The organism is Ruegeria sp. AP12, assembly GCF_056540025.1.
Genome location: NZ_JBQFVZ010000002.1, coordinates 325,450 through 350,334, shown reverse-complemented (window position 1 = coordinate 350,334; position 24,885 = coordinate 325,450). Strand labels below are relative to the sequence as shown.

The window sequence follows — 24,885 nt, the reverse complement described above, 5'->3', positions numbered from 1 at the left end:
TGGCCTTACCGTCCCGCAAAGATAACGCTGCGGAGAAAGTGCACATGACCCAGATTGACTACTTTTTTGCGACAATTTCGCCCTACACCTATCTGGCCGGTTCCCGGCTGGAAGAGATCGCGGCGAAGCACGGCGCGACGATCAATTACAAACCGCTGGATATCATGGCCTTGTTCGCGCGCACCGGGGGAACGCCGCCAAAAGACCGCCATATCTCGCGCACCGAATACCGCGCGCAGGAGTTGCTGCGGCAATCCAGGGATCTGGGGATGGAGTTCAATCTGCAGCCCGCACACTGGCCGACCAATATGGCCCCGTCGTCCTATGCGGTGATCGCCGCGATCAAGGATGGCTCGGGCGATGTGGGCAAGCTGTGCCAGTTCATCCTGCGCGCCTGCTGGGCCGAGGAAAAGGATGTGGCACAGGATGATGTGATCCGCGACTGTCTGTCGAATGCCGGGTTTGACCCCGATCTGGCCAATAGTGGCTTGCTGGTCGGGGCCGAGACCTATGCCGCCAATCTGGAAGAGGCCGTGGATCGCGGCGTGTTTGGCGCGCCGTTCTACCTCACACCCGATGGCCAGCGGTTCTGGGGTCAGGACCGGCTGGACGATCTGGATCGGCATCTGGCAGGGATGAACGGGTGACAGCCTTGGCTGCGGCGTCACACGCGGCCTTCGTCCGGCATTTGGGGAAGGGGGAGCGCAAATTGCTCGCCCTTCACTGCACCATTGCGCATTCCGGCGCGTGGTCCGGTTTGGCCAAGGTTCTGGAGGGCAGCGCGTCTCTGATCGCCCCAGATATGCCGTCGCACGGGCGCAGTCCGGATTGGGACGGGCAGAGCGATTTCTTCGATGCGGTGACTGGGCAGGCGACGCAGGAGTTGACCGAACCCATGGATCTGATCGGTCATTCCTTTGGGGCGATCGCCGCGCTGCGGCTGGCAATGGTAAACCCGCAATACGTGCGCAGCCTGACCCTGATCGAACCCGTATTCTTTGCCGTGGCAAAACAGGATGCGCCCCAGTTGTTCGACCAGCACATCCACGCGTCCCAACCGATCAATGCAGCCTTCGCGGCGGGCGATACAGCTTTGGCCGCACGGCTGTTCAACCGGATGTGGAGCACCGGCATCAGCCCGAAATGGCCTGACCTGCCCGAACGAACGCGGGCCAGCATGGTGCGGGGAATACATGTTGTTCCTGCCTCCCATCCCGTGCTGTACGAGGACCGCGCCGGGTTGCTGGACCCGGAGAACTGCAAGCGCGTCACGATGCCGACCCTGTTGCTGAGCGGATCAGAAACCGACCCGACACTGCCGGTGATCTGCGAAGGTTTGCGGCAGCGCCTGCCAAATGCGCGGCATAAGGTGGTACGCGGCGCGGGGCACATGTTGCCCATCTCGCACCCCCATGAGACAGGCGCGCTGCTTCAGGAGTTCTGGAAAGCCAACCCCGCGACGGGCGTTACAGCAGGCTGAGGAACTGGTCGATTTCAGCCGCGCCAATCGACCAGTCGCAAACCAATCGGCAGGCGAGGTTTTCGTCGTCATCGTCCCCCTCAAGCTCGGCACCCCAGAGGTGATAGACCGCCCCGGCCTCGTGCAATTGTTTGTGCTTGGCGCGCGGGAATGAGGCGAAGATCATATTGGCCTGCGGCTCGTGCAGGAACGCAGCCCCCTTGGCGCGCAATCCATCGGCCAGCCGGGCGCAGTTGTCGTTGGCCTGACGCGCCATTTTCAACCACAGATCATCTTCCAGATACGCCGCCATCTGGGCCGACAGGTAGCGATGCTTGGAAAACAGATGCGCCCCGCGTTTGCGGCGCAGCTCGAATTCCCACGCTTTGCTTTCGTCAAAGAACACCACGGCCTCGACGCCCATCAGGCCGTTCTTTGTGCCGCCAAAGCTGACCGCATCGACACCCGATTTCCACGTCATCTCGGCCGGGGAACAATTTAGGGCAACAAGCGCGTTGGTGAACCGCGCCCCGTCCAGATGGACGGGCAGGCCGTATTCCTTGGCCACACCGCACAGGGCCTGCAACTCTTCCAGCGAATAAACTGACCCGCGCTCGGTGACCTGAGTGATCGATACAGGCCCGCGCTGTGGCCCGTGCACCCCACGGGTTTCTTCGCCCAGGATCGAGCCGCGCAGCGCGTCGGGGGTCATCTTGTCGCCACCCGGCACCAGTGTCAGCTTGGCCCCGCTGTAAAACTCGGGCGCGTTGCACTCATCCTCGTGGATATGCGCGACCGGAGAACAGAAGACCGTTTCCCAGGGGTTGGACAGCGTCGCAAGGGCCAGCGAATTTGCCGCCGTCCCCGTCGCCACCAGATAAACCGCAGCGCCCGGTGCCTCGAAGATGCTGCGGATACGGTCGCGCACCTCGTTCATCATCGTGTCCGCGCCATAGGCCATCTGGTACCCCTGATTGGCCTCGGCCAGCTTGGCCATGACCTGCGGGTGAACCGGGCCGGAATTGTCAGACGCGAAATACATCAGGTTGGCTCCTCGATAATATGGTCTTCCCACTCTTCCATGGGGGTTTCGAACTCGGACACCGTGCGGCCCTGAACCGAGACGCCCGCCGCGTGTACGCTGTCCGGCGTACCAGATATCAAAGGATGCCAGTCGTAAAGAGGTTTGCCTTCCCACAGTAATCGATACGCACAGGTTTGCGGCAACCAATAGGCGTGGTCGTCGATATTGTCGGGAGTCATGACGATGCATTCGGGCACGAACTGGTGCCGGATGTCATATTGCGTGCAGCGGCAGCTTTCATCGTCCAGCAGGCGACAGGCAACGCAGGTCAGGGCAACCTCGCCTGTGTCCTCATCCTCAAGCTTGTTCAGGCAGCATTTGCCGCAGCCGTCGCACAGGGCCTCCCACTCGCGCTGGTTCATCTTGCGCAAGGGCTTGCGTTCCCAAAACCGGGCCGGCAGGCCCGTGCGTTCAATCGGATCGGTGGTCATAGGGCGGCCAGAATGCCACGGGCCTTTTCGCAATCGGCACCCATCTGCGCGATCAGGCCGTCCAGCCCATCGAATGTCAGCTCTGGTCGCAGGAAGTCGATCAGACCGACGGACAGGGTCGAGCCGTAAAGATCACCGGAAAAGTCGAACAGGAAGGTTTCGATGTTGGGGGCTTCGCCATGGAACATGGGGCGCACACCGATCGAGGCCGCCCCGTGATAGCTGCCCTGATGCGGTCCGTCCAACACGTCGACCAGCACGGCATACACCCCGAATTTGGGCGGGTGCAGACCTTCGATGGACATGTTCGCGGTTGGAAAGCCCAACTCGCGCCCGCGCTGCTCGCCCCCGATCACCACGCCTTCGATCCGGTGCCAATGGCCCAGCATGGCGGCCGCATCACGCGGACGCCCGTCGCTGAGAGCGGTGCGAATGGCGGTCGAGGAAACAACGTTTTCCGACCGCTCCATCAGTGGTGCAATGGTGACGCCAAATCCCATCTGCTCGCCAAAGTTGACCATATCCTGCGCGGTGCCGACACGACCTTTGCCAAAACAGAAATCTGCCCCCACAACGATATGGGACAGGCCCAGCCCATCGCAAATGACGTTTCTGGCGAACTCTTCCGGGGACAACCCGGCAAGCGCCGCATTGAACGGCAGTTCGTACAGCATCTGCACGCCCAGCTTCTCAAGCCGGTGCGCCCGCGCGTTGCCCCGCATCAACCGGAAAGGGGGGGCGTCCGGGGCGAAGTACTCGCGCGGATGCGGCTCGAACGTCAAAACACCCAAAGGCGCATCAGGGGCAGCGCGGCGCGCCAGTTCGATCACCGACTGGTGCCCCAAATGAACGCCATCAAAATTCCCGATCGCCACACTGGCGCCGCGGTCCTGAGGCTCGATGTACTGAAAATCCCGGATGATGTGCATATGGCTTGCCTAGCTGGACTGTCACGCGGGTTCAAGCACCTGATTGTTCTTGCATGCACGGCATCTCAGATGTGCTTTGCCGCGAATTGGCGAACCCAGTCCCTGTTCGTGGCATCCGAGAGTTTGGCCGTCGGCGTTTCGACGCCCTGCGCCAGATCCGGATCAAGAGCCAGGGTTTGCATCACCTAGGCCAATCCGACGGGGATGGCGCGTGAAAATAGGTGTCTGGCCGACCCGCGCACCCGGTTTCACGTAACAGTCGACATCACAGAGTGCTGCCACTGTAGGAGCTGGTTCAGATGAAATAGGAATTGAAGCGGGGCACTATTTGACCCATTGGCCTGATGAACGGCTATCCCTCTACGATCCCATGATCTTGTACGCCAACAACAAAAAAGGCGCCGGTTTGGGCGCCTTTGCTGTGACGTGATGTGATCAAGGCTCAGTCGAATTTGCGCGACGGGGCCAGAACCATAGCCTCACCAATCAGGACCTTCTTGCCGTCGACCGAGCAATGGCAATCCAGCTTGACGCGGCGTTTGGCAAAGTCGATGTCGATGACTTTCACCTCGGCATAGACCATGTCGCCGGGGCGCACGGGGGCCAGGAATTTCAGCGACTGACCCATGTATACGGTGCCATGGCCAGGCAGCTGCTCTCCGATCACGGCCGAGATCAGACCCGCCGTCAGCATCCCGTGGGCGATGCGCCCTTCAAAGATCGTGTCACGCGCATAATCGTCATCCAGATGCACCGGATTCCGGTCGGTCGAAACCTGCGCGAACATCTCGATATCCTCATCCGTCACCACTTTGCGCAGGTGGCGGGACATGCCCATCTCGATGTCTTCGATACAGATCGTTCCGCGTGGAAGATTGTCCAACATGTTGCCCTCACTCGAAGTTGGCCGTGAAAGAAAAATCCACCATCAGGCCTAGGTTGGCAACTTTATTACTTCGCAACTGCAGAAAATCAAGTCAAAAATGACTATCGCAAGCGACCGATTGTATATGTCGGGTTGATCTTTTCCCTTTGGATATAGTCAGTTAGAGAATCAGCGTGCGGATGGTGCGACGTTTTTGTTTCCGCTGCCGCCAACCCGCCCGAGATGAACAGGGTATCGATTCCCTCTCCCATCCCGCCAAGGATGTCGGTGTGGGGGCCATCTCCAATGGCAAGGATGTCAGAGTCGGCAACATCCGCGCCCAATTCCTGAAGGCGGCGGCGGGCCAGATCGTAGATGGGCGGGTGGGGCTTGCCGAAATACAGGCTCTCGCCACCCATCTCGGTGTAAAGCTTTGCCAGAGCCCCCGCGCACCACTCACGCACCTCGCCCCGGTCAACAACGATGTCGGGATTCGCACAGAGCAGCTTCATGCCCATCTGCTTGGCGTACAGGAAATCGGGCCGGTTCACATCGGGGTCCGCCATCGGATCGAAAGGTCCACAGCAGACGATGCCCTCAGCCTCTTTCAGCGGGACACGTTCGATGTGGATGGGGTGGTGCAGCAGCTTCAGCGGCTCAAAGAACCCCGCATCGCGCTGCCATTCTCCCATGAAATACACCTTGTGCCCGACCGCGCCGCGAAACATGGCGGACCGGGCTGAATCTCCGCTGGTTGCGATCGTGTCATAGGCATCGGCGGGTACGTTGAACTGGGTCAGCTGCGATGCAACCCCGGCGCGCGGTTTGGGAGAGTTTGTTACCAGCACGACCAGCCCGCCAGCGGCGCGGTAGGCCTGCAACGCTGCCACCGCTTCGGGATAGGCGGTGATACCGTTGTGAACGCAGCCCCAGAGATCGACAAAAAGCGCCTTATATCGGTCGGAGATCTCGGTCAGAGAGGAGATAATCTGGGTCATTGGGTCTCTTTCGGCGATGAACTGCGGCTGCCAAGCCTATGGCAGAGCTTGACGGGTTTTGCCAGAGGGGGCTCTGCCCCCGCCGCCCGTGCCGGGCGTCTCCCCCGGGATATTTCGGGCCAGATGAAGCAAGGAATCCGTTCTTCATCTGGCCAAAAATATCCCGGAGCGCGAGGCAGAGCCTCGCAAAAAGAAAAAGGCGCCCGGTTCGGACGCCTTTCACACGGGAATGACAGAAGATCAGACCTTCAGGTTCGGGATGATCTGTTTCTTGCGGCTCATGATGCCGGGCAGGACAACGGCGTCGCCCTCGACCGATGCGCCAAAGCTTTTCTCGGCAACGGTTTTGACCAGATCGTTCGGGACCAGCAGGGTGGCTTCTTCGTTCAGGATGTCCACGACGAACAGCAGAACCTGATCAACGCTGTCTTCCTTTGCCACATCGACCATGGATGCAGCCAAGCTGTCTTTTCGGTCCAGCACAACGCCCGGCGCGGTGGTTTCCAGAACAGAAACGCGGAACTTGGTGCCGTCGACCTCGTATTCCTTGCTGTCCATGCGGATCAGTTCGGCGTCCGAGAACGAGGACACATCCGACTTCGCCGCAAACATGTCAGCCGCATAGGCCGAGACGTCCAGACCCAGTTCAGCCGCCAGCTTCTCGGCCACGGCGCGGTCATGCGCGGTGGTGGTGGGCGAGCGGAATTCCAGCGTGTCCGACAAGATGCAGGTCAGCGCCGCGCCTTTGACGGCTTCGGGCATCTTGGCGGCATAGTCGCCCATCAGGTCAACCATGATGGTTGCCGTGCAGGCCAGCGGGCGCACGGTGATGTCGATCGGGCCCTTGGTTTCCAGCCCGCCGACCAGCTTGTGGTGGTCGATGATCGCGCGGATATCGGCGCTGTTGACACTCGCGGGCAGTTCCGCCGGGTTGTTGGTGTCCACGATTACAACCGGCGCGTCGGCCTCGACATCGTCGATGATGCGCGGCTTGGGCAGGTCCCAGCGTTGCAGCATAAAGGCCGCTTCGGTGTTGGGTTCGCCCAGCAGAACGGGCTCGGCCTGTTCGCCTTTCACTTCGTTCAGGTACCACGACCACAGGATCGGAGAACCGGTCGAGTCTGTGTCGGGAGATTTGTGGCCAAATACGAGGGTTGTCATGTCAGCTATCCTGAGGATTGGAAATTTGCGCGCCTTATAGGGTGCAAGGCACCGCTTGTCACCCGGTTGCGGCCTGCTGCGACTGTTGGTCTGCTATGCGCCTGGGTCAGAACGGCGCGCGGGTCAGCGTATACCCTTCCTGTTCCAGCAAGGCGAGAAGACCGAAATCTTGGCTGAGATGCCCGGCACCCACGGCGATGACGGCGGTTTGATTCTGAATGGCGAGAATATGCCTCATCCAATTCGCGTTGCGGGTCACCAGCAGTTTCTGTTCGAACTGGTCCCATTCCGCGTTGTATTCGGTTTCGGACAGGCCCGAGGCCTCAAGCCCCTGCAACCGCGCCAGTTGCAGGATCTGGGCGTGCTGTTCTTCCAGATAGGCATTGGCCATGGTGGTCAGATGATTGGCGTCGCTTTGCATCGCCCCGGCCAGTCGCACCAACGAGTCCACCTGCTGATCCAGCGGCAGATCGTCGAACATGGTCATCAGGTCTTCGATCCGTTCCAGCGAGTGCTGGGGGATGCCGTTGGCCTCGGCCAGATCTGTCAGACGCGCGTCCATGCCGTATTTCGCGTCGGGGTTCTGCATCAGGCAGGGCGGAATGCCCAGCATCATGCTCAGAAACCAGGGCCGCATCTTGGCGGCCATCCAGCTTGGAATGCCCCGTTCCGTCAGCGACCCTGACAGGGCGGCCCAATCCTCGGCACTCATCAGCTCAATCAATGTGGGCCCCGAAGTGATCATTACCGGGCTCAGGTCCTTGGCCAAGCCCTGCTCAAACGTGTTCATCTCGGCCTGAGTGACCTCGAAATAGAAGGCGTCGGCCCGGCTAAGGGTTGGCGCCAACCGTTCGACCACCGCATCCATGCGCGCGTCGTTTGTGTGCAATGTGCCGATCAGATGCAGCGTGGTGTCGCCCTTGCGGGCGATCCAGTGGTTTCCTTCCGGATAGGGGATGTCAGCCAGTGCCTGATGCAGTTCCGAGCGGTCCGCTTCGGACATAAGCGGGCGCAGATCATGCCCCTCACACGCGGCGCTGGCCGTCATGGGGAGTAGCAGAAAACCGAACAGGGCCAACAGACGCATGGATGAACCTCAGAGATTTGTCAGGCGGGACGACCAAGGATGTAGTCATGCAAATGCAGCATATTCAAGGCAACCCGTCTGGCATTTCAGCCCAAAACGCATAGCATGGGCGCATGGAGCGCGAGCAGGATCTTTACCCCCCGATCAAGGCAATGTTGGAGGGGCAGGGCTATACCGTCAAAGGTGAGGTCGGCGCAGCCGATATTGTCGCCATGCGCGACGAGTCCGAGCCGGTGATCGTCGAGTTGAAACTGCGGTTCTCACTGGCCTTGTTCCATCAGGCTGTCGCGCGGCTGCGGATCAGCGATCAGGTGTATCTGGGCGTCAGTAAGCCCACGGGGCGCACGGCCCGGCGTGCCTTGCGGGACAATCTGGCCCTGTGCCGCAGGTTGGGGCTGGGCTTGATCACCGTGCGAAACGACGGGGTTGTCGAGGTTCAGTGCGATCCCGGCCCATACGCTCCGCGCAAGAACAAAGCCAAGGCCGCGCGGATGTTGCGCGAATTTGACCGGTTGGAAGGGGATCCAAACGCGGGCGGCGCAACCCGCCACGGGATCGTTACGGCCTATCGGCAGGATGCGCTGAAATGCGCCGCCCATCTGGCGGAACATGGTGCCACCAAGGGGGCCGAGGTTGCATCGGCCACCGGCGTGCCCGCTGCCACCCGTTTGATGCGCGAAAACCATTACGGCTGGTTCGACAAGGTCGAAAAAGGCATCTATGCATTGTCGGATGCAGGGTCCGAGGGCCTGAAACACTGGGCTTACAGTTGGGAACAGGCCGACTGATCCCTTGTGGCAAAAAATCCGTATCCGCTTGTTGACTCGGGGTTTCAGACCCCCTAGCTATGCGTCGTTATCACTCACACACCCCGAGTGCTAACGCCTCACCAGCCGGTGAGGGGAGGATAGATAAACTTTGAGCCCAAGGAGCTGCAAAGATGGCATTGAAACCGCTTCATGACCGTGTGCTGGTTCGCCGTACAGAAAGCGAAGAGAAAACCGCAGGCGGCCTGATCATTCCTGACAGCGCAAAAGAAAAGCCCAGCGAAGGCGAAGTCGTCGCAACCGGCGAAGGCGCGCGCAAGGACAGCGGCGAGCTGATCGCAATGGCTGTGAAAGCTGGCGACAAGATCCTGTTCGGCAAATGGTCGGGCACCGAGGTTCAGGTCGACGGCGAAGAGCTGCTGATGATGAAAGAAAGCGACATCATGGGGATCATCGAGTAAGCCCAAGCGCTTTCTCTGATCTTCATTTCCAACTTATTTCTCAAGGAGAAACGACATGGCTGCAAAGGACGTCAAGTTCGACACCGATGCCCGTAACCGCATGCTGGCAGGTGTGAACATCCTGGCCGACGCTGTCAAAGTGACCCTGGGCCCCAAAGGCCGCAACGTGGTTCTGGACAAATCCTTCGGCGCACCGCGCATCACCAAAGACGGCGTTTCGGTTGCCAAGGAAATCGAACTGGAAGACAAGTTCGAAAACATGGGCGCGCAGATGGTGAAAGAAGTCGCCAGCCGCACCAATGACGAAGCCGGCGACGGCACCACCACCGCAACTGTTCTGGCACAGGCCATCGTTCGCGAAGGTCTCAAGCAGGTTGCAGCTGGCCTGAACCCGATGGACCTGAAGCGCGGCATCGACCTGGCAACTGCCAAGGTTGTTGCGGGCATCAAAGACGCATCGCGTGAAGTCAAAGACTCGGCCGAAGTTGCTCAGGTTGGCACCATCTCGGCCAACGGCGAAGCCGAGATTGGCCAGCAGATCGCGGATGCGATGCAGAAGGTTGGCAACGAAGGCGTTATCACCGTCGAAGAAAACAAAGGTCTGGAAACCGAGACCGATGTTGTCGAAGGTATGCAGTTCGACCGCGGCTACCTGTCGCCCTACTTCGTCACCAACGCAGACAAGATGATCGCAGAGCTCGACGACTGCATGATCCTGCTGCACGAAAAGAAACTGTCCTCGCTGCAGCCGATGGTTCCGCTGCTGGAGCAGGTGATCCAGTCGCAGAAGCCGCTGCTGATCATCGCAGAAGACGTTGAAGGCGAAGCGCTGGCGACTCTGGTTGTCAACAAACTGCGCGGCGGCCTGAAAATTGCTGCTGTCAAAGCACCGGGCTTCGGCGATCGCCGCAAGGCCATGCTGCAAGACATCGCGATCCTGACCGGCGGTCAGGTCATCAGCGAAGATCTGGGCATGAAGCTCGAGTCCGTCACCATGGACATGCTGGGCACCGCCAAGAAGATCGAAATCACCAAAGACGAAACCACCATCGTCGACGGTGCTGGCGAGAAAGCCGAGATCGAAGCCCGCGTTGGCCAGATCCGCACTCAGATCGAAGAAACCACCAGCGACTACGACCGTGAGAAGCTGCAAGAGCGTGTTGCCAAACTGGCAGGCGGTGTTGCCGTGATCCGTGTCGGCGGCATGACCGAAGTCGAAGTGAAAGAGCGTAAGGACCGTGTGGACGATGCTCTGAACGCGACCCGCGCTGCTGTGCAGGAAGGCGTTGTCGTAGGCGGTGGTGTTGCTCTGGTTCAGGCCGGTAAAGCACTGGAAGCTCTGGAAGGCGCAAACGCTGACCAGAACGCAGGTATCAACATCGTTCGCAAGGCCATCGAAGCGCCGCTGCGCCAGATCGCTGAAAACGCAGGTGTTGACGGTGCGGTTGTTGCTGGCAAGGTCCGTGAATCGTCGGACGCTGCATTTGGCTTCAACGCTCAGACCGAAGAATATGGCGACATGTTCTCGTTCGGCGTGATCGACCCGGCCAAAGTTGTCCGCACCGCTCTGGAAGATGCGGCATCGGTTGCCGGCCTGCTGGTCACCACCGAAGCAATGGTTGCCGACAAGCCTGCCAAAGAAGGCGCAGCACCCGGTGGCGGCATGCCCGACATGGGCGGCATGGGCGGCATGATGTAAGACGTCGTCTTTTTGGAAGACTGAGTTATGGGGTCGCCTTTGGGCGGCCCCGTTTCGTTTTGAATAGCCGCTGCGCGGCTATGCCTCCGGCGGAGGTATTTTTGAACAGAAGAAGATTTGGGTCGGCTGAGACAATGTGAGTGTGCAAACCCAGCGGAACCAGCTATGCGGTTGGAATGAGACTGCTTCTGTTGACTGCCCTGACCATGTGCGCCTTTGCGGCGAACTCGATCCTGAACCGGCTGGCGATTGACAGCGGCGCCAGTGACCCGGCCAGCTTCGCGGTGTTTCGCGTTCTATCTGGGGCTGCAGTTTTGTGGGTGCTGGTACTGCTGCGCGGCGCCGCAATGCCGCTGCGGTCGCGCAGGCGGATTGTGGGGGCTGGATCGTTGTTCCTTTATATGATCGGGTTTTCGCTGGCCTATTTGACCCTCGACGCGGGTCTGGGCGCGTTGATCCTGTTTGCGGTGGTGCAGATCGCCATGTTTGCCGTCGGCGCAATCATGGGGGCGGCGCCGACCGTTCGGCAGGTCGCAGGGGCCGGGATCGCGTTGGCGGGACTGACCTTTGTGCTTTGGCCCAGTGGTTCGGTTCAGGTCGATGCGCTGGGCGCGGGGCTGATGGTTGCGGCCGGGTTGGGCTGGGCCATGTACTCCTTGGCGGGACGGTCCGAACCGGACGCGCTGGCAAGCACGGCTGCGAACTTTGTGGTTGCCTTGCCGATCACAGGTCTGGTGCTGGTCGGTATGGGTGGCAATTGGCAAATGAGCGGTTTGGGCTACCTGCTGGCCGCGCTGTCTGGGGGCGTAACATCGGGCCTGGGCTATGCGCTTTGGTACCGTGTGCTGCCGCAGCTGTCCCCGTCGGTCGCGGCGGTGGTTCAACTCAGCGTGCCGGTGATCGCCATCGTCGGAGGTGTTGTCTTGTTGGGCGAGGTTGCTGGCCCGCGCCTGATGGCGGGGACAGCATTGGTTCTGGGCGGAATCGCCCTGGCCGTTCTGCGCCGGACCCGAGGGTAGGTCTTTCCACAGCTTCAGATCGGCGCTATTGGGCGGGTATGAGACTTCTGTGCGCCCTGATTTTCCTGTGTCTGCCTGCCGCCGCCAGCGCGAAATGCGTGATCCTGTTGCATGGGCTGGCACGGACCGAGGCGTCGTTTTCAGTTATGGAGCAGCTGTTCAAGGCCCATGACTATACGGTCGTTCGGCCCGGATACCCGTCGACCGATATGGGTATCCCCGAACTGGCCGAACAAACCCTGCCGGACGCGTTTGCGGCCTGTGGCGAGGACAAGGCAAACGTTGTGGCGCATTCGATGGGCGGCATCCTGTTGCGCTATTGGCTACAGGACAACCATCCCGAAAACATGGGTCGCGCAGTCATGCTGGGCCCGCCCAATCAGGGCAGCCAACTGGTCGATGAACTCAGTGCATGGGAAGTGTTCGGCTATCTGAACGGCCCTGCCGGATTGCAACTGGGAACGGGGCCGGAAGGCATCCCGCGCAAGCTGCCTGCCGTGGATTTCGATCTGGGCGTGATCGCGGGTGAGAATTCTCTGAACCCTCTGTTCTCATCACTGATCGACGGCCCCGATGATGGCAAAGTGTCGGTTGAGACAACGAAGGTCGATGGCATGGCAGATCACATCGTTTTGCCGGTCACGCATACCTTCATGATGAACAACCCACGCGTCATGGCGCAGGCGCTGCATTTCATCGAATTCGGACAGTTTGATCCGCAAATCACGTGGCTCGACAGCGTGCTCGACGTCATCGAAGAAATCTGCATCGGCGAAGACTGTTCCGAGCCTGACTCGGAACCGACACGATGACCCGACTAAACCTTACGCTGACCGGCGCAGAGGTGCTGTTGCCGCAAGAGAGCCTGTCTCGCGCGCCGCTTTCGATCGCCGATGGGCAGGTGCAGGAAACGCAGGTTGGGCGCGAAGTTGACCTGTCCGGCTATGTCGTTTTGCCGGGGATCATCGACCTTCACGGCGACGGATTCGAACGCCACATCGCCCCGCGTCGTGGTGCGATGAAGCAGATGAACGAAGGCATCCTGTCCGTCGAGGCCGAACTGGCCGCAAACGGGATCACGACCGCCGTGCTGGCCCAGTTCTACAGCTGGGAAGGCGGTGTGCGGGGGCCGGAGTTCGCGGGGCAGGTGTTTGAGGCGATCCGGGCCGTCAAAACCGACACGGTCACCGATCTGATCCCGCAATTGCGGTTCGAGACCAATATGCTCGACGATTACGCTGGTATGGCCCGGCGCATCGCCGATTGGCAGGTCCCTTACGTGGTGTTCAACGACCACTTGCCACATGACCGGCTGGCCCAGGGCAAAAAGCCGCCGCGCCTGACCGGGCAGGCGTTGAAAGCCGGACGCAATCCTGACGCGCATTTCGAACTGCTTCTCGACATGCACGCGCGCCGGGGTGACGTTCCCGCAGCGGTTGAGGCGCTCAGCGCCGAGCTCTCGGAAATGGGTGTTCGTCTGGGCAGCCATGACGACGCAACCGCCGAGACCCGTGCCTGGTGGCGGGATCAGGGTGCCCTGATCGCCGAGTTTCCGGAAACGCTGGAGGCGGCCGAGGCCGCGCGCCTGGCCGGTGATCACGTCATACTCGGGTCGCCGAACGTTGTGCGCGGTGGGTCACACAAAGGGAATGCAAGCGCGGTCGAACTTGTCGCGATGGGCCTTTGCGACGCTCTGGCGTCGGACTACCACTATCCCAGCCCCCGCCGTGCCGCGCTGATGCTGGCCAAGTCTGGCGTTCTGGATTTGGCAGGCGCGTGGGGCCTGATCTCGTCCGGTCCCGCAAGTGTTCTTGGCCTGACGGATCGCGGCACGCTTGAACCGGGCAAACGCGCCGATCTGGTCATTCTGGACGCGCAAACCTACCGTGTCGCCGCGACGCTGGCGGCAGGGCGCGTCAGCTACATGTCCGGAGATATCGCGGCCCGGTTCATCACCTGATCCCGGCCCGCCTTCTTCTGTTCAAAAATACCTCCGCCGGAGGCATCGCGCGTCAGCGCGATTTTCAGCCCCGAACGATCCGGTTGAAATGACCCATCTTGCGGCCCGGCTTGACCTCGGCCTTGCCATACAGATGCAGGGCGACATCCCGTTCCTGCGCCAATTCAGGTACGCGGTCCATGTCGTCACCAATCAGGTTCTCCATCACCACGTCCGAATGACGTTGGCCATCACCCAGAGGCCAGCCAGCTACTGCCCGGATATGCTGTTCGAACTGATCCACGGCGCAGCCATTCTGCGTCCAGTGGCCCGAGTTGTGGACGCGCGGGGCGATTTCATTCACGATCAGGCCCTCTGGCGTCACAAACAGCTCGACACCCATCACGCCGACATAGTCCAACGCGTTCAGAATATTGGCCGCCAGCAGGATCGCGTCGCTGCGTTGCGCAGGCCGCAGTCGGGCAGGGATGGTCGTTGTACGCAGAATGCCATCGCGATGGACATTTTCGCCGGGATCGAAACAGGCCACCTGACCGTCCAGACCGCGCGCCGCGATGATTGATACCTCGTGGCTGAAATTGACGAAGCCTTCCAGAATCGCAGGTGCTCCGGCCATGTCGGCCAAAGCCGTCTCGGCATCCTCGGGCGTGCTCAGGCGCGCCTGTCCTTTGCCGTCATAGCCAAAGCGGCGGGTTTTCAGGATGGCAGGCGCGCCGATCTGGTCAATCGCGGCCTCAAGGCTGGCCATATCGGTGATGTCCGCAAAGGGCGCAGTGTTCAGTCCCAGATCCTGAAGAAATGTCTTTTCGGTCAGGCGGTCCTGACTGACCCGCAGTGCCTCGCGTCCGGGGCGAATGGGGCGGTGGGCTTCCAGAATGTCCAGCGCCTCGGTGGGGATGTTTTCGAATTCATAGGTGATGACATCGACCGATTCCGCGAAGGCTTTCAGCGCCTCGGCATCGTCATAGGCCGCCGTTGTCACCCGATCTGCGACCTGTCCCGCAGGCGGGTTTGCGCCGGGCTCGTAGATATGGCTGACAAAGCCCAGCCGTGCCGCCGCAACCGATAGCATCCGGCCCAATTGACCGCCGCCCAGAATTCCAATCGTTGCGCCGGGGGCGAGCATCTTTGTCATCATCAGGTCTCCAACCGTTTGCCAATCGCCGCCAGAGCCGCGTTCAGCGCGTCATGTGCTTTGCCCGACCGCAAACTCTCGGTCATTTGCAGGCTTAGCGTTCCATCGGTGGCCAGCGCATCTCGTTCGGCCGCCAGTCGCCCCGCTTTGCCCTTTTCCATCGCGGAAAGAAAGCCCGAGAACAGCTGTGTCGCATAAAATTCCGCACCGTCTGCGTCGCCTGTCTGCCCGGCCAGCCATTCCGACCCGGTTGCCATCAGATCCAGCAAGCCCGGCACCATGGCGCAAATCGCGAAATGGGCATTCAGGGCGGCCTCACTCTCGACCCTGATCACGGGGTTTTCCGGCTCGAACAGATCGGCCAGAAGGCGATCATTGCCCAATGCGGCCAGAGGGCACCCGCCGGTTTCCAGAAAGCCCAGAGGAATGGTTTGAACAAAATCCTTCGCAGGTGCGCAAAGCTCGGCCAGTTGATCCGAAGGGACTGCAGCCATGACCGACACGATTTGCTGATCGGCGCGGAACGTCAGCGGGGTCAGAATGTCGGCGGCCACATGAGGGCGCAGGCACAGAAAGACGATCTCAGAGGCGTCAATCACGGTTTGCGGGTCCGTGACTGTCACGCCGAGTTCCGATTTCAGTTGCGAGGACACCTCGGCGTTGCGCTGGGTGACGCAGATGTCATGCCCCTTGGCCGCCAGAAAACGCACCATCGGCGCTGCGATGTGCCCGGTTCCGACAAAGCCGATGCGGCTCATCCCTCGGGCTCTTGAGCGATTGAGGCTGACAGGGCCGCGCGCCACGCATCCAGCCGTTCGGCCAAAGCGTCATCCTGCAGGGCCAGAATACCGGCAGCCATCAGCCCCGCATTTGCGCCGCCCGCCGATCCGATCGCCATGGTAGCAACAGGAAACCCCTTGGGCATCTGCACGATGGAATAAAGCGAATCGACCCCCGACAAGGCCCGTGTCTGCACCGGAACTCCGATCACCGGCACGCGGGTTTTCGACGCCATCATGCCCGGCAGATGCGCCGCACCGCCTGCACCGGCAATAATCACGCTCAGACCACGTTCAACAGCGGTTTTGCCATAGTCCCAAAGACGGTCCGGTGTGCGATGGGCCGACACGATGCGCTTTTCATAAGCCACACCCAACTCGTCCAGAATATCTGCGGCTTCTTTCATCGTGGGCCAGTCCGACTGGCTGCCCATGATGATCCCGACCTTGACGTTACCCATCCGCTAAATCCCCGCCCGTTTGCAGAGCGCGCACTATATCCAAATCCGCCTTCGTGGCAATGCGTTAGGCGATGATGTCCGGGGTCAGGCGATCCTCGATCAGACGGATAATGTCTTTCAGCCGCAATTTCTGCTTTTTCAACCGTTTGATCGTCAGTTGATCCGCCGTTCCGGTGGATTGCAGCGCCTCGATAGCTTCGTCCAGATCGCGGTGCTGTCGTCGGAAAACCTCAAGCTCAACCCGCAGAACGTCATCTGTTTTCATCGAAAGGTCGGTGGGCGCGTTCATTGGCGACTCGGGCTGGTTGTGGTGCGTCATCAACAAGATAGTGTGTCAGACGTTATCGCGCCAGACCTTGTGGACATCCTGGTTTCTTCCCATATTCTATTATGCGCGGTTGCCGGAACGGGGCCGCACAACACGTCGCTTTGGCAATAAAGGACGAGAAAACGTGTCAAAACTTACTCTTGGCTCTTACCCGCATCTTTTGGGGTTCGAGCAGTTGGAACGCCTTCTGGAACGGTCTGCAAAGGCTGGTAATGAAGGGTATCCGCCCTACAACATCGAACAGACCTCGGACTTTTCGTACCGCATCACTCTGGCGGTGGCCGGGTTCGCGGAAGAGGATCTGTCGATCACGATCGAGGATCGCCAGCTGGTGATCCGGGGCCGTCAACGCGACGACAGCGAGGGGCGCATATTCCTGCACCGTGGCATCGCGGCGCGTCAGTTTCAGCGCATGTTCGTGCTGGCGGACGGTGTCGAGGTCGGTGAGGCGATTATGGAAAACGGTCTGCTGCATGTGGATCTGACCCGCGCCGTGCCGGAAACCGTGGTTCAGACAATCAACATACGGAAGGGGTAAGAGCAATGAATACACCGATTGAGATCAACACCGAAGGCGACCGTATCGTTTATGTCAAAACGGTCGAGGTGGCCGATCTGCCGCGTGATCTGCGCGATCAGGCAGGCGATTTGGATCAGCTTTATGCGGTACACGACTCGGATGGCCAGCAATTGGCGCTGGTGGCCGACCGCAAGCTGGCCTTTGTGCTGGCCCGACAGCATGACCTGTCCCCGGTGGCCGTTCACTGAACGGCCCCTTCACACCGGATAGGGCGTGACATTCCCAGCGACACGCGCGACACATGACCACAGGCGGACGCCGCCGCATCATCTGTGTCAGGGAGTTTTCGCATGAGCTGGTTTGACTTCGATTGGGTAGACGCGTTCAGCGACCGGGCCTTTGGCGGTAACGGCTGTGCCGTGGTGCACGAAGGCGCGGAACTGCCCGAGAATGTGTGCATGGCCTATGTCCGGGAAACCTCGCTGGTAGAATGCACCTTTACCGGCCCGTCCGAGGTGGCCGATATTCGCGTCCGGTACTTTCTGGCCAGCCGTGAGATTCCCTTTGCCGGGCATCCGACAATTGCGACAGTTGCCGCGATGCGGTCGCGCGGGATGATTTCGGGCGATGCGCTGACCTTGGAAACCGGGGCCGGGATTGTGTCGATCCGGTTGATCGGGGACCAGATCGAAATGACGCAAGTCGCGCCGCAGTTCGGCGTACATGTTCCAGCGGAATTGGTGGCCTCGGCCATCAGCCTGCCGGAAAGTGCCATTATCTCGCCGCCGCAACTGGTTTCCACCGGGTTGCCGTTCTGTATCACAGTCCTGCGCGATCACGATGCCCTGCGCGCGGCACGGCTGGATGAAGGGCCATTGCGAGAAGTAGCCGCCGCCGCTGGCTATTCGGGCTCGGATATGGCGGAACCGTTTCTGGTGACGCTGCAAGGCGCGACATCTGCGGGGGACACGTTCTCGCGCCTGTTGCTGGCACCGCCCAGCCCGCCCGAGGATCCGTTCACCGGATCAGCAACCGGCGCGATGGCGGCATATCTGTGGAAATACGCCTTGATGGACAAGGACAGTTTCATTGCCGAGCAGGGCCACGATATGGGCCGCCCCGGTCAGGCGACCGTCACCCGCGTCGGGTCGCGTGATGCCATGACCGGGATCAAGGTGGCAGGCTGCGGTCATATCCTGATGCGCGGACAGGTCGATTTGGGCTAAGGCTCAACGAAACTTGGCTCGGTGACAGTTTGGAAACAAAAAAGCCCCCGGCGAACCGGGGGCTTTTCATTCAGTATGCCTTTAGATCATGTTGCGGCGATCAGGCCCATGCTTTCCAGCTTCAACAAAACCTGATGGGCGCAGTTGTCCACATCCACATTCTCGGTCTCGACCGTCAGCTCGGGGTTCTGGGGCACGTCGTAGGGGTCTGAAATGCCGGTGAATTCCTTGATCTTGCCCTCACGCGCCAGTTTATACAGGCCCTTGCGGTCGCGCCGTTCGCATTCCTCGATGCTGGTGGCCACGTGAACCTCGCAGAAGGCACCGAACTGCTCGACATCTTCGCGCACCGCGCGACGGGTGGTGGCGTAGGGCGCAATCGGAGCACAAATGGCGATACCACCGTTCTTGGTGATCTCGGACGCGACATAGCCGATGCGGCGGATGTTCAGGTCGCGATGCTCTTTCGAGAAACCAAGCTCGGATGACAGGTTCTTACGAACGATGTCCCCATCCAGCAGCGTGACCGGGCGGCCACCCATCTCCATCAGCTTGACCATAAGCGCGTTGGCGATGGTGGATTTGCCCGAGCCCGAAAAGCCGGTGAAGAACACGGTAAAGCCCTGCTGGCTGCGCGGCGGCTTGGTCTTGCGCAGCTCGGCCACAACCTCGGGGAAGCTGAACCATTCCGGAATTTCCAGCCCTTCAGCCAGACGGCGGCGCAGTTCGGTGCCCGAGATGTTCAGGATCGTGACGTTATCCTTGTCGGCGATCTCGTCATTCGGTTCGTACTGGGCGCGTTCCTGCACATAGACCATGTGTTTGAAGTCGACCATTTCGACGCCGATTTCATCCTGGAACTGACGGAACAGGTCCTGTGCATCATAGGGACCATAGAAATCCTCACCGGCGGAATTCTTGCCGGGGCCAGCGTGGTCGCGGCCGACGATGAAATGGGTGCAGCCGTGGTTGGCGCGGATCAGGCCGTGCCAGACCGCCTCGCGCGGGCCAGCCATGCGCATCGCCAGATTCAGCAGCGACATCGAGGTGGTGGATGCGGGATATTTGTCCAGCACCGCCTCATAGCAGCGGACGCGGGTAAAGTGGTCCACATCGCCCGGTTTGGTCATGCCGACCACGGGGTGAATCAACAGGTTGGCCTGCGCTTCCTTGGCGGCGCGGAAGGTCAGTTCCTGATGCGCACGGTGCAGCGGGTTGCGGGTTTGGAACGCGACGATGCGGCGCCAGCCCAGCTTGCGGAAATAGGCGCGCAACTCATTCGGCGTGTCGCGGCGGGCGCGGAAATCATAGTGTACCGGCTGCTGGATGCCGACAACGGGGCCACCCAGATAGACCTTGCCGGCCACGTTGTGCAGATAGTTCACCGCAGGGTGCGCGTCGTCATCGGCGCCAAACACCTTTTCAGCCTCGCGTGCCTTGTCCGGGGTCCAGCGGTCGGTCACGGTCATGGTGCCCAGAATGACGCCTTCCTGATCGCGCAGGGCAATATCCTGACCCAGCTCGATGCTGTCTGCAAAATCCTCGCTGACGTCCAGCGTGATTGGCATCGGCCACAGGGTGCCATCGGCCAGACGCATATTCTCGACGACGTTGTCGTAATCGGCCTCGGACAGGAAGCCCTTGAGCGGGTTGAACCCGCCATTCATCAGCAGTTCCAGATCGCAGATTTGGCGCGGGCTCAGATCCCAGCTGGTCAGGTCGGCGGCGTCGACCTTCAGTTTCTGTGCCGACTCGTAGGACACATACAATTCAGGGATCGGGGCCAGATTACTTAACATCGTCATCAGAATACTCTTGTCGCAGTGTTGGATTGCCGGTGATTCTCGGTCTTTTGAGGGGCGTTTGCCCCGACTTTTGCCCGAAGTCCACAAGCGGTTGTGAAACAAAGGACGATATGCGCTGATTTCCTCCGAAATGGAAGGATTTTCCATATGCTACGTCGGATTGCGACCGCAGTTCCGGACCGAATGCGATTTCGGGTCAGCCAGAGTATGCCTGTTCTTGTGTCACCGATGCCTCGCGCAGGTCGGCGGCACGGGTGACCGGCAGCGCCGGTACGGGTTGGCTGACGCCGCGCAATTGGAACAGGCGGATGCGGTCGGGGTTGATTGTCAGGTCAGCGGCTTGCAGCAACTCGTCCGACACCAACAACTCGACGCCCAGCGCCTTGGTTTCGCTTTCCAGGCGGCTGGCGACGTTGACCGCATCGCCGATAATCGTTTGCGAGGCATGGCCCGCCGCGCCGATCTCACCCAACACCAGATCGCCCAGATGCAAGCCCATGCCGATGCGGATGCCGGGGCTGCCTTCAGCCTCTAGCCGTTGATTGAAGCTGTCCAGCGCCAGGCTGATCTCTATCGCCGCCCGCAACCCGGCCTTCGCTGACGCCGTTGCGTCGGGCTTGTTGAACACCGCAAGCAGGCCATCGCCCATGTATTTGTCGACAATGCCGCCTGCGTCGGTAATGGCTGGAACGATTGCATCGAAAAACCGGTTCAACAGAAAGACGATGTCATAGGGCAATTGGCCGGTCGTGCGGGCCGTGAACCCGCGCATGTCCAAAAACAGAACGGCCAGTTGCCGTTCCTGCCCTTGGCTTGCATGGCCCCGATTGCGCCCGCCATCGGGGCGAAACACGCGAAAGACGGTCAGCGGCTCGGTCGGGCGAATCTGGCACGCCAGCCGTGTTTGCGCAGAGGCCCCGACCGCTGCCAGACTGCGGGCCTCGACATCGCTGGGGGCCTCAAGCTGGGTGCCGCCCTCTTCGACAATGACGCGACAGGTGGTGCACCGCCCCTTGCCGCCACACAGCGCGGTGTGGGGAATGCCATTGGCTTGCGAGATTTCCAGCAAGGTCATGCCCTTTTCTGCGACGACCTCGGGCCCACGTGCATATTTGATGCGAACCGAATGCCTGCGACGCCAAAGCTTGCGCCCGGCAAAGATGGCCCCGCAAGCGCCCAAAGTGATCAGAAAGGCCAGAACCGCGTTATCCTTGACTGTGAACATGGTCTGGAAGGCTTCGGGTGAGGGCCAGTTGTAATGCTCGATATATTGCTGTCGCAGAAACTCATCCGCGAAATCCGCCCAGATGCGCCTGCCTTCGGTCAGAACGCCCGCCAGCGCGAACGAGGGAACAAAGACCGCAACGCCGATCAGGTAGGGTACGGTCTTCGACCACCACGACGTCAGGCGCAGCCACATGTGCAACCCGATGCAGCCATGGATCCATACAATCAACAGCAGCAGGCTTTGCATCCAGACTGCCGTGCTGGGCCACATCAGGATGATGATATAGCCCATCTCATCATTGACGCCGTAAATCTCGTGGGCGACGCGGGTGTGAATGATGTGGGAAATCAGTTGCAGCGGGATCAGCAGGCCCAGCACGATCTGCAACGCTGTGCTGAGCGGCATCCTGAGCGTTCTGCGCTGCGCGATCGAGGCCAGCGACAACCCCGCATGCACGATCAGCGCGGCATAGAGCAAGACACTGACGACATCATGCCGTGTGACCGCTTTTCGGCCATCCTGCATCCCGTGCAGATAGTCTGTGTGAAACAGGCCCAGACCGATGTTGATGAAATGGAAGAAGGCAAAGACAAACAGGACCAGACCGCTGCCGATCCTGAGCCGGGTTGCCCACCCGCCGCGCCAGAGTGCGTTGTCCAATGCCAGTACCCGCAGATGCTTCGTCAGGGCCGAGTGTGCGGGGCCGCCCGGCAAGGGTCAAGCCGACCTGCATAGGTGCGGGAAAAACGGCCAGGGGTGTGGGGTTAAGCCACACCCCTGGCCCCGGAATTATTCCTGTTCCGCCAGAAAACGTTCCGCATCCAGCGCGGCCATGCAGCCCATTCCGGCGCTGGTCACGGCCTGACGATAGATGTGGTCGGTCAGGTCGCCCGCCGCAAACACGCCCGGTACGGACGTTTCGGTCGAGCCCGGCTTGGTCACGACATAGCCGCCCATATGGGTGTCCAACGTGTCCTTGACCAACTCGTTCGCGGGCGCGTGGCCGATGGCGACGAAGACGCCTTTGCAGGGGATCTCGGTGATCTCGCCGGTCTTGACGTTTTTCACGCGGACACCCTCGACGCCTAAAGGTGCATCGGTGCCAACCACTTCTTCCAGTTGGTGGAACCACAGCGGCTCGATCTTTTCGTTCTTTAACAGGCGATCCTGTAGGATCTTTTCGGCCCGCAATTCGTCACGGCGGTGGATCAGCGTCACCTTGCTGGCGAAGTTGGTCAGGAACAGCGCCTCTTCCACGGCGGTGTTGCCGCCGCCGATCACAACGATCTCTTGCCCGCGATAGAAGAACCCGTCGCAGGTGGCGCAGGCCGAGACGCCGAATCCTTTGAATTTCTCTTCCGACGGCAGGCCCAGCCATTTGGCGCGCGCGCCGGTCGCCAAAATGACGGCATCGGCCGTGTATGTGGTGCCGCTGTCACCCTTGGCGGTGAAGGGGCGCTGGCTGAGATCCAGATCGCTGATGATGTCACCGATCACCTCGCAGCCCATCGCCTTGACGTGGTCCTGCATGCGCACCATCAGATCGGGGCCCTGAACCTCGGTATCGCCGGGCCAGTTTTCAACCTCGGTCGTGGTGGTCAACTGCCCGCCGGGCTCGATTCCCTGCACCAGAATGGGTTCCAGCATCGCCCGGCTGGCATAGACGCCTGCGGTATATCCTGCCGGTCCAGATCCGATGATCAGAACCTTGGTGTGTCGTGTGTCGGCCATTGTACCCCCGCTCGAACTGCCTGAATTGGGCCGTTTGCCCGTCGCCCCGATATAGCGACGCGGGGGCAGGGCTTAAAGCCCTTTCCTGTCCGGGCTCATTTTCCCAGGCGCGGGCAAATTCGCGACCCGTCACCGAATAATATTGCGCCCCTGCGAAACATTATTGCGCACTCGGTGGGTGCTGATATAAGAACCGAAAAAATCAGGAGCATTTTATGGTCACGACGCGGCTGGATGAGATTGATCGTAAGATTCTGGCAGAGTTGCAGGCAGACGGTCGCATGACCAATGTCGAACTGGCCAAACGCGTCGGGATTTCGGCCCCGCCCTGTTTGCGCCGTGTGCGCACGCTGGAGGAATCCGGCTATATCACCGGATACCACGCCGAAGTCAGCGCGCGCGAACTGGGGTTCGAGGTGCAGGTTTTTGCAATGGTCGGTCTGGACAGTCAGGCCGAAGCCGAGCTGCGCGCCTTTGAAGACCGGTGCCGTGAATGGCCATTGGTCCGTGAATGCCACATGCTGAACGGCGAGGTAGATTTCATTCTGAAATGCGTGGCCCCCGATCTGAGCAACTTTCAGCAGTTCCTGACCGGAGAGTTGCTGACCACGCCAAACGTGGCCAGCGTTAAAACGTCGCTTGTTATCCGCGGCGCAAAAGACGAACCAGGCGTGCCATTCGACGTTCTGGAAGAACGCATGAACCGGACGGCGTGAACCGCATCTGATTCTGATGTGTTTGACTGGGCGGCAGCATTGCTGCGACCGCCAAGGATACAATCCAACTTAGTAATATCTGCATAATGCCCCCAGGATGCAGTAATCGTTAACGTTTACGCAGTGATCGCGTCCACCTCTCCGTCTCCGGCGCGCGGCATCAGCAGCGGGCCAAAATCGCTCAGCGATTCGATATGCGCGAACAGGTTCAGGTAAATCGACCGCAAGGAATGACTGATCATCCGAACCGCGTTTACTCCTGGGTGATAGGTTTCGAACTGTAAACCATCAACCCGAATGACCGAATGTTTCCTGAGGCAAATGTGAAACAGTTCCACCGGTGTCGGCGGCATTGTTTCAATCACGCTCATCCCATCCTGAAATTCCGCAACTGGCGTCAAAACCGGCGCGTCGCCATGCAGGTGTCGCAAATGCGCAGGTGTCCCCAGCAAACGCGCCGCCGGGCCTGCGATAACGCCTGACATCGGCTTTTGCATTCCAAACGTGTCGGCCATGATTCGCGTCAGAGGTCGTGTGCGCCCCCGCGAATCCTCGCGCCCGGGGATCAGAGTAACTGACCCTTTCCAAACGATGGTTTCCGATGTGCCATCCTGCGTCAGGACCGTATCCCCCGGCAACAGATCTTCGATTGCCATCGGTCCTTGTTCTGTCTCGACCAGCGAGCCGCGCGAAAAGGCGCAAAACGCGTCTTCGAACATGGGCAGAGCCGGTGCGATGTGGCGTGTCTGCGCGATATCCCCGTTATCGAGCAGCGTGCAAACCTCGTATCGGCGCAGTTGCGCCTTGGGTTTGGCGGTTGGTCTTGGAGCCTCGCGCAGTAAAGCCGACGTTTCGACGGCATTTCTGGCTGCGCGGGCCAGTGAATTAGGAATAGTCATTAATATTCCTTCCCCTCTAATTTCCGAACAGACGGGGCGTACCCCCGTGCAGGCCCGCCTGACGGAACAGTTCTTTGCCTTGAAATGAATGAGAGACCCTTGGGCACCCGTAATCGCAGTGCACAGCGAGAAAAACG

General features: G+C 60.3%; 29 protein-coding genes. 12 read left to right on the top strand and 17 right to left on the bottom strand.

Translation table 11 applies throughout. The features are described from left to right. Window positions 1–44 precede the first annotated feature (44 nt). Together ACR0E6_RS09660 and ACR0E6_RS09655 are read left to right on the top strand one after the other, a co-directional pair. Window positions 45–647, top strand: a complete 603-nt coding sequence (locus ACR0E6_RS09660; protein WP_480582650.1) for a DsbA family protein — start codon at window positions 45–47, stop codon at window positions 645–647. 62 nt (window positions 648–709) lie between these two features. Further along, a complete protein-coding gene (locus ACR0E6_RS09655; RefSeq protein WP_480582648.1) occupies window positions 710–1,480 on the top strand; it encodes an alpha/beta fold hydrolase in 771 nt (256 codons plus the stop codon). Here the strand turns inward: ACR0E6_RS09655 and ACR0E6_RS09650 are convergent. From ACR0E6_RS09650 to ACR0E6_RS09610, 9 genes are all read right to left on the bottom strand, one after another. Beyond that, window positions 1,467–2,501: a threonine aldolase family protein gene (locus tag ACR0E6_RS09650; RefSeq protein WP_480582646.1), complete on the bottom strand. Its 1,035-nt coding sequence runs from the start codon at window positions 2,499–2,501 to the stop codon at window positions 1,467–1,469. The two genes, ACR0E6_RS09655 and ACR0E6_RS09650, sit on opposite strands and share 14 nt — an antisense overlap. Continuing rightward, the gene (locus ACR0E6_RS09645) at window positions 2,501–2,974 is read right to left on the bottom strand and encodes a YcgN family cysteine cluster protein (RefSeq protein ID WP_170631967.1); all 474 of its coding nucleotides are present in this window, start codon (window positions 2,972–2,974) and stop codon (window positions 2,501–2,503) included. The genes ACR0E6_RS09650 and ACR0E6_RS09645 overlap by 1 nt, the downstream gene beginning before the upstream one ends. Then, on the bottom strand, window positions 2,971–3,903 hold the full coding sequence (locus tag ACR0E6_RS09640; RefSeq protein WP_480582644.1) for a bifunctional riboflavin kinase/FAD synthetase: 933 nt from the start codon (window positions 3,901–3,903) through the stop codon (window positions 2,971–2,973). The genes ACR0E6_RS09645 and ACR0E6_RS09640 overlap by 4 nt, the downstream gene beginning before the upstream one ends. 65 nt (window positions 3,904–3,968) lie before the next feature. Then, window positions 3,969–4,085 carry a Stf0 family sulfotransferase gene (locus ACR0E6_RS09635; RefSeq protein WP_480582642.1) on the bottom strand — a complete coding sequence of 39 codons (117 nt, stop codon included), beginning with the start codon at window positions 4,083–4,085 and terminating at the stop codon, window positions 3,969–3,971. After that, window positions 4,085–4,162 (bottom strand): Stf0 family sulfotransferase, encoded by a 78-nt coding sequence (locus tag ACR0E6_RS09630; RefSeq protein ID WP_480583147.1) that lies wholly within the window; start codon window positions 4,160–4,162, stop codon window positions 4,085–4,087. Before ACR0E6_RS09630 ends, ACR0E6_RS09635 begins: the two co-directional genes overlap by 1 nt. Before the next feature lie 183 nt (window positions 4,163–4,345). Further along, the gene (locus ACR0E6_RS09625) at window positions 4,346–4,789 is read right to left on the bottom strand and encodes a MaoC family dehydratase (RefSeq protein ID WP_170452686.1); all 444 of its coding nucleotides are present in this window, start codon (window positions 4,787–4,789) and stop codon (window positions 4,346–4,348) included. Between the two features lie 101 nt (window positions 4,790–4,890). Beyond that, on the bottom strand, window positions 4,891–5,766 hold the full coding sequence (locus ACR0E6_RS09620; protein ID WP_480582640.1) for a TIGR01459 family HAD-type hydrolase: 876 nt from the start codon (window positions 5,764–5,766) through the stop codon (window positions 4,891–4,893). Window positions 5,767–6,006: 240 nt separating this feature from the next. Then, window positions 6,007–6,927: a manganese-dependent inorganic pyrophosphatase gene (locus tag ACR0E6_RS09615; protein WP_170452681.1), complete on the bottom strand. Its 921-nt coding sequence runs from the start codon at window positions 6,925–6,927 to the stop codon at window positions 6,007–6,009. A 106-nt stretch (window positions 6,928–7,033) separates the two neighbouring features. After that, window positions 7,034–8,014, bottom strand: a complete 981-nt coding sequence (locus ACR0E6_RS09610) for a TraB/GumN family protein (protein WP_480582637.1) — start codon at window positions 8,012–8,014, stop codon at window positions 7,034–7,036. Between the two features lie 113 nt (window positions 8,015–8,127). Here ACR0E6_RS09610 and ACR0E6_RS09605 point away from each other — a divergent pair, with 113 nt between their 5' ends. The 6 genes from ACR0E6_RS09605 (at window position 8,128) to ACR0E6_RS09580 (ending at window position 13,920) form a co-directional block, all read left to right on the top strand. Continuing rightward, window positions 8,128–8,802, top strand: coding sequence for a DUF2161 domain-containing phosphodiesterase (locus ACR0E6_RS09605; protein ID WP_480582635.1), 675 nt, complete (start codon window positions 8,128–8,130; stop codon window positions 8,800–8,802). Window positions 8,803–8,954: 152 nt separating this feature from the next. Next, window positions 8,955–9,242, top strand: a complete 288-nt coding sequence (gene groES / locus ACR0E6_RS09600) for a co-chaperone GroES (RefSeq protein WP_170352338.1) — start codon at window positions 8,955–8,957, stop codon at window positions 9,240–9,242. A gap of 55 nt (window positions 9,243–9,297) precedes the next feature. Beyond that, on the top strand, window positions 9,298–10,941 hold the full coding sequence (gene groL / locus ACR0E6_RS09595; protein ID WP_170452676.1) for a chaperonin GroEL: 1,644 nt from the start codon (window positions 9,298–9,300) through the stop codon (window positions 10,939–10,941). Between the two features lie 176 nt (window positions 10,942–11,117). Then, the gene (locus tag ACR0E6_RS09590; RefSeq protein ID WP_480582633.1) at window positions 11,118–11,960 is read left to right on the top strand and encodes a DMT family transporter; all 843 of its coding nucleotides are present in this window, start codon (window positions 11,118–11,120) and stop codon (window positions 11,958–11,960) included. A 38-nt stretch (window positions 11,961–11,998) separates the two neighbouring features. Next, window positions 11,999–12,772 (top strand): alpha/beta fold hydrolase, encoded by a 774-nt coding sequence (locus ACR0E6_RS09585; protein ID WP_480582631.1) that lies wholly within the window; start codon window positions 11,999–12,001, stop codon window positions 12,770–12,772. After that, on the top strand, window positions 12,769–13,920 hold the full coding sequence (locus ACR0E6_RS09580; protein ID WP_480582629.1) for an alpha-D-ribose 1-methylphosphonate 5-triphosphate diphosphatase: 1,152 nt from the start codon (window positions 12,769–12,771) through the stop codon (window positions 13,918–13,920). Before ACR0E6_RS09585 ends, ACR0E6_RS09580 begins: the two co-directional genes overlap by 4 nt. 64 nt (window positions 13,921–13,984) lie before the next feature. Here ACR0E6_RS09580 and ACR0E6_RS09575 read toward each other — a convergent pair whose 3' ends face one another. The 4 genes from ACR0E6_RS09575 to ACR0E6_RS09560 all read right to left on the bottom strand — a co-directional run bounded on the left by ACR0E6_RS09575 (window position 13,985) and on the right by ACR0E6_RS09560 (window position 16,584). Next, entirely contained in the window at window positions 13,985–15,055 is a 1,071-nt protein-coding gene (locus ACR0E6_RS09575; protein WP_170736465.1) for a 5-(carboxyamino)imidazole ribonucleotide synthase, read from the bottom strand. 2 nt (window positions 15,056–15,057) lie between these two features. Further along, window positions 15,058–15,813: an NAD(P)-binding domain-containing protein gene (locus tag ACR0E6_RS09570; RefSeq protein WP_170736464.1), complete on the bottom strand. Its 756-nt coding sequence runs from the start codon at window positions 15,811–15,813 to the stop codon at window positions 15,058–15,060. Continuing rightward, window positions 15,810–16,295, bottom strand: a complete 486-nt coding sequence (gene purE, locus ACR0E6_RS09565; RefSeq protein ID WP_170452665.1) for a 5-(carboxyamino)imidazole ribonucleotide mutase — start codon at window positions 16,293–16,295, stop codon at window positions 15,810–15,812. Before purE ends, ACR0E6_RS09570 begins: the two co-directional genes overlap by 4 nt. Window positions 16,296–16,359: 64 nt before the next feature. Beyond that, complete coding sequence (locus ACR0E6_RS09560) at window positions 16,360–16,584, bottom strand: DUF465 domain-containing protein (RefSeq protein ID WP_170453145.1); 225 nt, start codon at window positions 16,582–16,584, stop codon at window positions 16,360–16,362. A 163-nt stretch (window positions 16,585–16,747) separates the two neighbouring features. Between ACR0E6_RS09560 and ACR0E6_RS09555 the strand changes: the two genes are divergently transcribed. The 3 genes from ACR0E6_RS09555 (at window position 16,748) to ACR0E6_RS09545 (ending at window position 18,369) form a co-directional block, all read left to right on the top strand. Further along, window positions 16,748–17,161 (top strand): Hsp20 family protein, encoded by a 414-nt coding sequence (locus ACR0E6_RS09555; RefSeq protein ID WP_058275530.1) that lies wholly within the window; start codon window positions 16,748–16,750, stop codon window positions 17,159–17,161. A 5-nt stretch (window positions 17,162–17,166) separates the two neighbouring features. Continuing rightward, window positions 17,167–17,391 carry a DUF1150 family protein gene (locus tag ACR0E6_RS09550; protein WP_050604806.1) on the top strand — a complete coding sequence of 75 codons (225 nt, stop codon included), beginning with the start codon at window positions 17,167–17,169 and terminating at the stop codon, window positions 17,389–17,391. A gap of 102 nt (window positions 17,392–17,493) precedes the next feature. Then, entirely contained in the window at window positions 17,494–18,369 is an 876-nt protein-coding gene (locus ACR0E6_RS09545) for a PhzF family phenazine biosynthesis protein (protein WP_480582627.1), read from the top strand. A gap of 86 nt (window positions 18,370–18,455) precedes the next feature. On the opposite strand, the gene ACR0E6_RS09540 is transcribed toward ACR0E6_RS09545, so the two are convergent. The 3 genes from ACR0E6_RS09540 to trxB all read right to left on the bottom strand — a co-directional run bounded on the left by ACR0E6_RS09540 (window position 18,456) and on the right by trxB (window position 23,133). Continuing rightward, window positions 18,456–20,174 (bottom strand): bifunctional sulfate adenylyltransferase/adenylylsulfate kinase, encoded by a 1,719-nt coding sequence (locus ACR0E6_RS09540; protein WP_170736461.1) that lies wholly within the window; start codon window positions 20,172–20,174, stop codon window positions 18,456–18,458. A 196-nt stretch (window positions 20,175–20,370) separates the two neighbouring features. Then, a complete protein-coding gene (locus ACR0E6_RS09535; protein WP_480582625.1) occupies window positions 20,371–22,062 on the bottom strand; it encodes an adenylate/guanylate cyclase domain-containing protein in 1,692 nt (563 codons plus the stop codon). A 129-nt stretch (window positions 22,063–22,191) separates the two neighbouring features. Continuing rightward, a complete protein-coding gene (trxB, locus tag ACR0E6_RS09530) occupies window positions 22,192–23,133 on the bottom strand; it encodes a thioredoxin-disulfide reductase (RefSeq protein ID WP_170736458.1) in 942 nt (313 codons plus the stop codon). 215 nt (window positions 23,134–23,348) lie between these two features. Here trxB and ACR0E6_RS09525 point away from each other — a divergent pair, with 215 nt between their 5' ends. Further along, on the top strand, window positions 23,349–23,849 hold the full coding sequence (locus ACR0E6_RS09525) for an Lrp/AsnC family transcriptional regulator (protein WP_170452655.1): 501 nt from the start codon (window positions 23,349–23,351) through the stop codon (window positions 23,847–23,849). A gap of 116 nt (window positions 23,850–23,965) precedes the next feature. Here the strand turns inward: ACR0E6_RS09525 and ACR0E6_RS09520 are convergent, their stop codons facing one another. Beyond that, complete coding sequence (locus ACR0E6_RS09520; protein ID WP_170521706.1) at window positions 23,966–24,748, bottom strand: Hint domain-containing protein; 783 nt, start codon at window positions 24,746–24,748, stop codon at window positions 23,966–23,968. Between the last annotated feature and the right edge of the window lie 137 nt (window positions 24,749–24,885).

Excerpts from the sequence above, each read along its gene's own strand:
- ACR0E6_RS09660 (WP_480582650.1), top strand. The coding sequence starts at position 45 with ATGACCCAGATTGACTACTTTTTTGCGACAATTTCGCCCTACACCTAT.
- ACR0E6_RS09650 (WP_480582646.1), bottom strand. The coding sequence starts at position 2,501 with ATGTATTTCGCGTCTGACAATTCCGGCCCGGTTCACCCGCAGGTCATG.
- ACR0E6_RS09645 (WP_170631967.1), bottom strand. The coding sequence starts at position 2,974 with ATGACCACCGATCCGATTGAACGCACGGGCCTGCCGGCCCGGTTTTGG.
- ACR0E6_RS09640 (WP_480582644.1), bottom strand. The coding sequence starts at position 3,903 with ATGCACATCATCCGGGATTTTCAGTACATCGAGCCTCAGGACCGCGGC.
- ACR0E6_RS09635 (WP_480582642.1), bottom strand. The coding sequence starts at position 4,085 with ATGCAAACCCTGGCTCTTGATCCGGATCTGGCGCAGGGCGTCGAAACG.
- ACR0E6_RS09625 (WP_170452686.1), bottom strand. The coding sequence starts at position 4,789 with ATGTTGGACAATCTTCCACGCGGAACGATCTGTATCGAAGACATCGAG.
- ACR0E6_RS09620 (WP_480582640.1), bottom strand. The coding sequence starts at position 5,766 with ATGACCCAGATTATCTCCTCTCTGACCGAGATCTCCGACCGATATAAG.
- ACR0E6_RS09615 (WP_170452681.1), bottom strand. The coding sequence starts at position 6,927 with ATGACAACCCTCGTATTTGGCCACAAATCTCCCGACACAGACTCGACC.
- ACR0E6_RS09610 (WP_480582637.1), bottom strand. The coding sequence starts at position 8,014 with ATGCGTCTGTTGGCCCTGTTCGGTTTTCTGCTACTCCCCATGACGGCC.
- ACR0E6_RS09605 (WP_480582635.1), top strand. The coding sequence starts at position 8,128 with ATGGAGCGCGAGCAGGATCTTTACCCCCCGATCAAGGCAATGTTGGAG.
- groES (WP_170352338.1), top strand. The coding sequence starts at position 8,955 with ATGGCATTGAAACCGCTTCATGACCGTGTGCTGGTTCGCCGTACAGAA.
- groL (WP_170452676.1), top strand. The coding sequence starts at position 9,298 with ATGGCTGCAAAGGACGTCAAGTTCGACACCGATGCCCGTAACCGCATG.
- ACR0E6_RS09590 (WP_480582633.1), top strand. The coding sequence starts at position 11,118 with ATGAGACTGCTTCTGTTGACTGCCCTGACCATGTGCGCCTTTGCGGCG.
- ACR0E6_RS09585 (WP_480582631.1), top strand. The coding sequence starts at position 11,999 with ATGAGACTTCTGTGCGCCCTGATTTTCCTGTGTCTGCCTGCCGCCGCC.
- ACR0E6_RS09580 (WP_480582629.1), top strand. The coding sequence starts at position 12,769 with ATGACCCGACTAAACCTTACGCTGACCGGCGCAGAGGTGCTGTTGCCG.
- ACR0E6_RS09575 (WP_170736465.1), bottom strand. The coding sequence starts at position 15,055 with ATGACAAAGATGCTCGCCCCCGGCGCAACGATTGGAATTCTGGGCGGC.
- ACR0E6_RS09570 (WP_170736464.1), bottom strand. The coding sequence starts at position 15,813 with ATGAGCCGCATCGGCTTTGTCGGAACCGGGCACATCGCAGCGCCGATG.
- purE (WP_170452665.1), bottom strand. The coding sequence starts at position 16,295 with ATGGGTAACGTCAAGGTCGGGATCATCATGGGCAGCCAGTCGGACTGG.
- ACR0E6_RS09560 (WP_170453145.1), bottom strand. The coding sequence starts at position 16,584 with ATGAACGCGCCCACCGACCTTTCGATGAAAACAGATGACGTTCTGCGG.
- ACR0E6_RS09550 (WP_050604806.1), top strand. The coding sequence starts at position 17,167 with ATGAATACACCGATTGAGATCAACACCGAAGGCGACCGTATCGTTTAT.
- ACR0E6_RS09545 (WP_480582627.1), top strand. The coding sequence starts at position 17,494 with ATGAGCTGGTTTGACTTCGATTGGGTAGACGCGTTCAGCGACCGGGCC.
- ACR0E6_RS09540 (WP_170736461.1), bottom strand. The coding sequence starts at position 20,174 with ATGACGATGTTAAGTAATCTGGCCCCGATCCCTGAATTGTATGTGTCC.
- trxB (WP_170736458.1), bottom strand. The coding sequence starts at position 23,133 with ATGGCCGACACACGACACACCAAGGTTCTGATCATCGGATCTGGACCG.
- ACR0E6_RS09525 (WP_170452655.1), top strand. The coding sequence starts at position 23,349 with ATGGTCACGACGCGGCTGGATGAGATTGATCGTAAGATTCTGGCAGAG.
- ACR0E6_RS09520 (WP_170521706.1), bottom strand. The coding sequence starts at position 24,748 with ATGACTATTCCTAATTCACTGGCCCGCGCAGCCAGAAATGCCGTCGAA.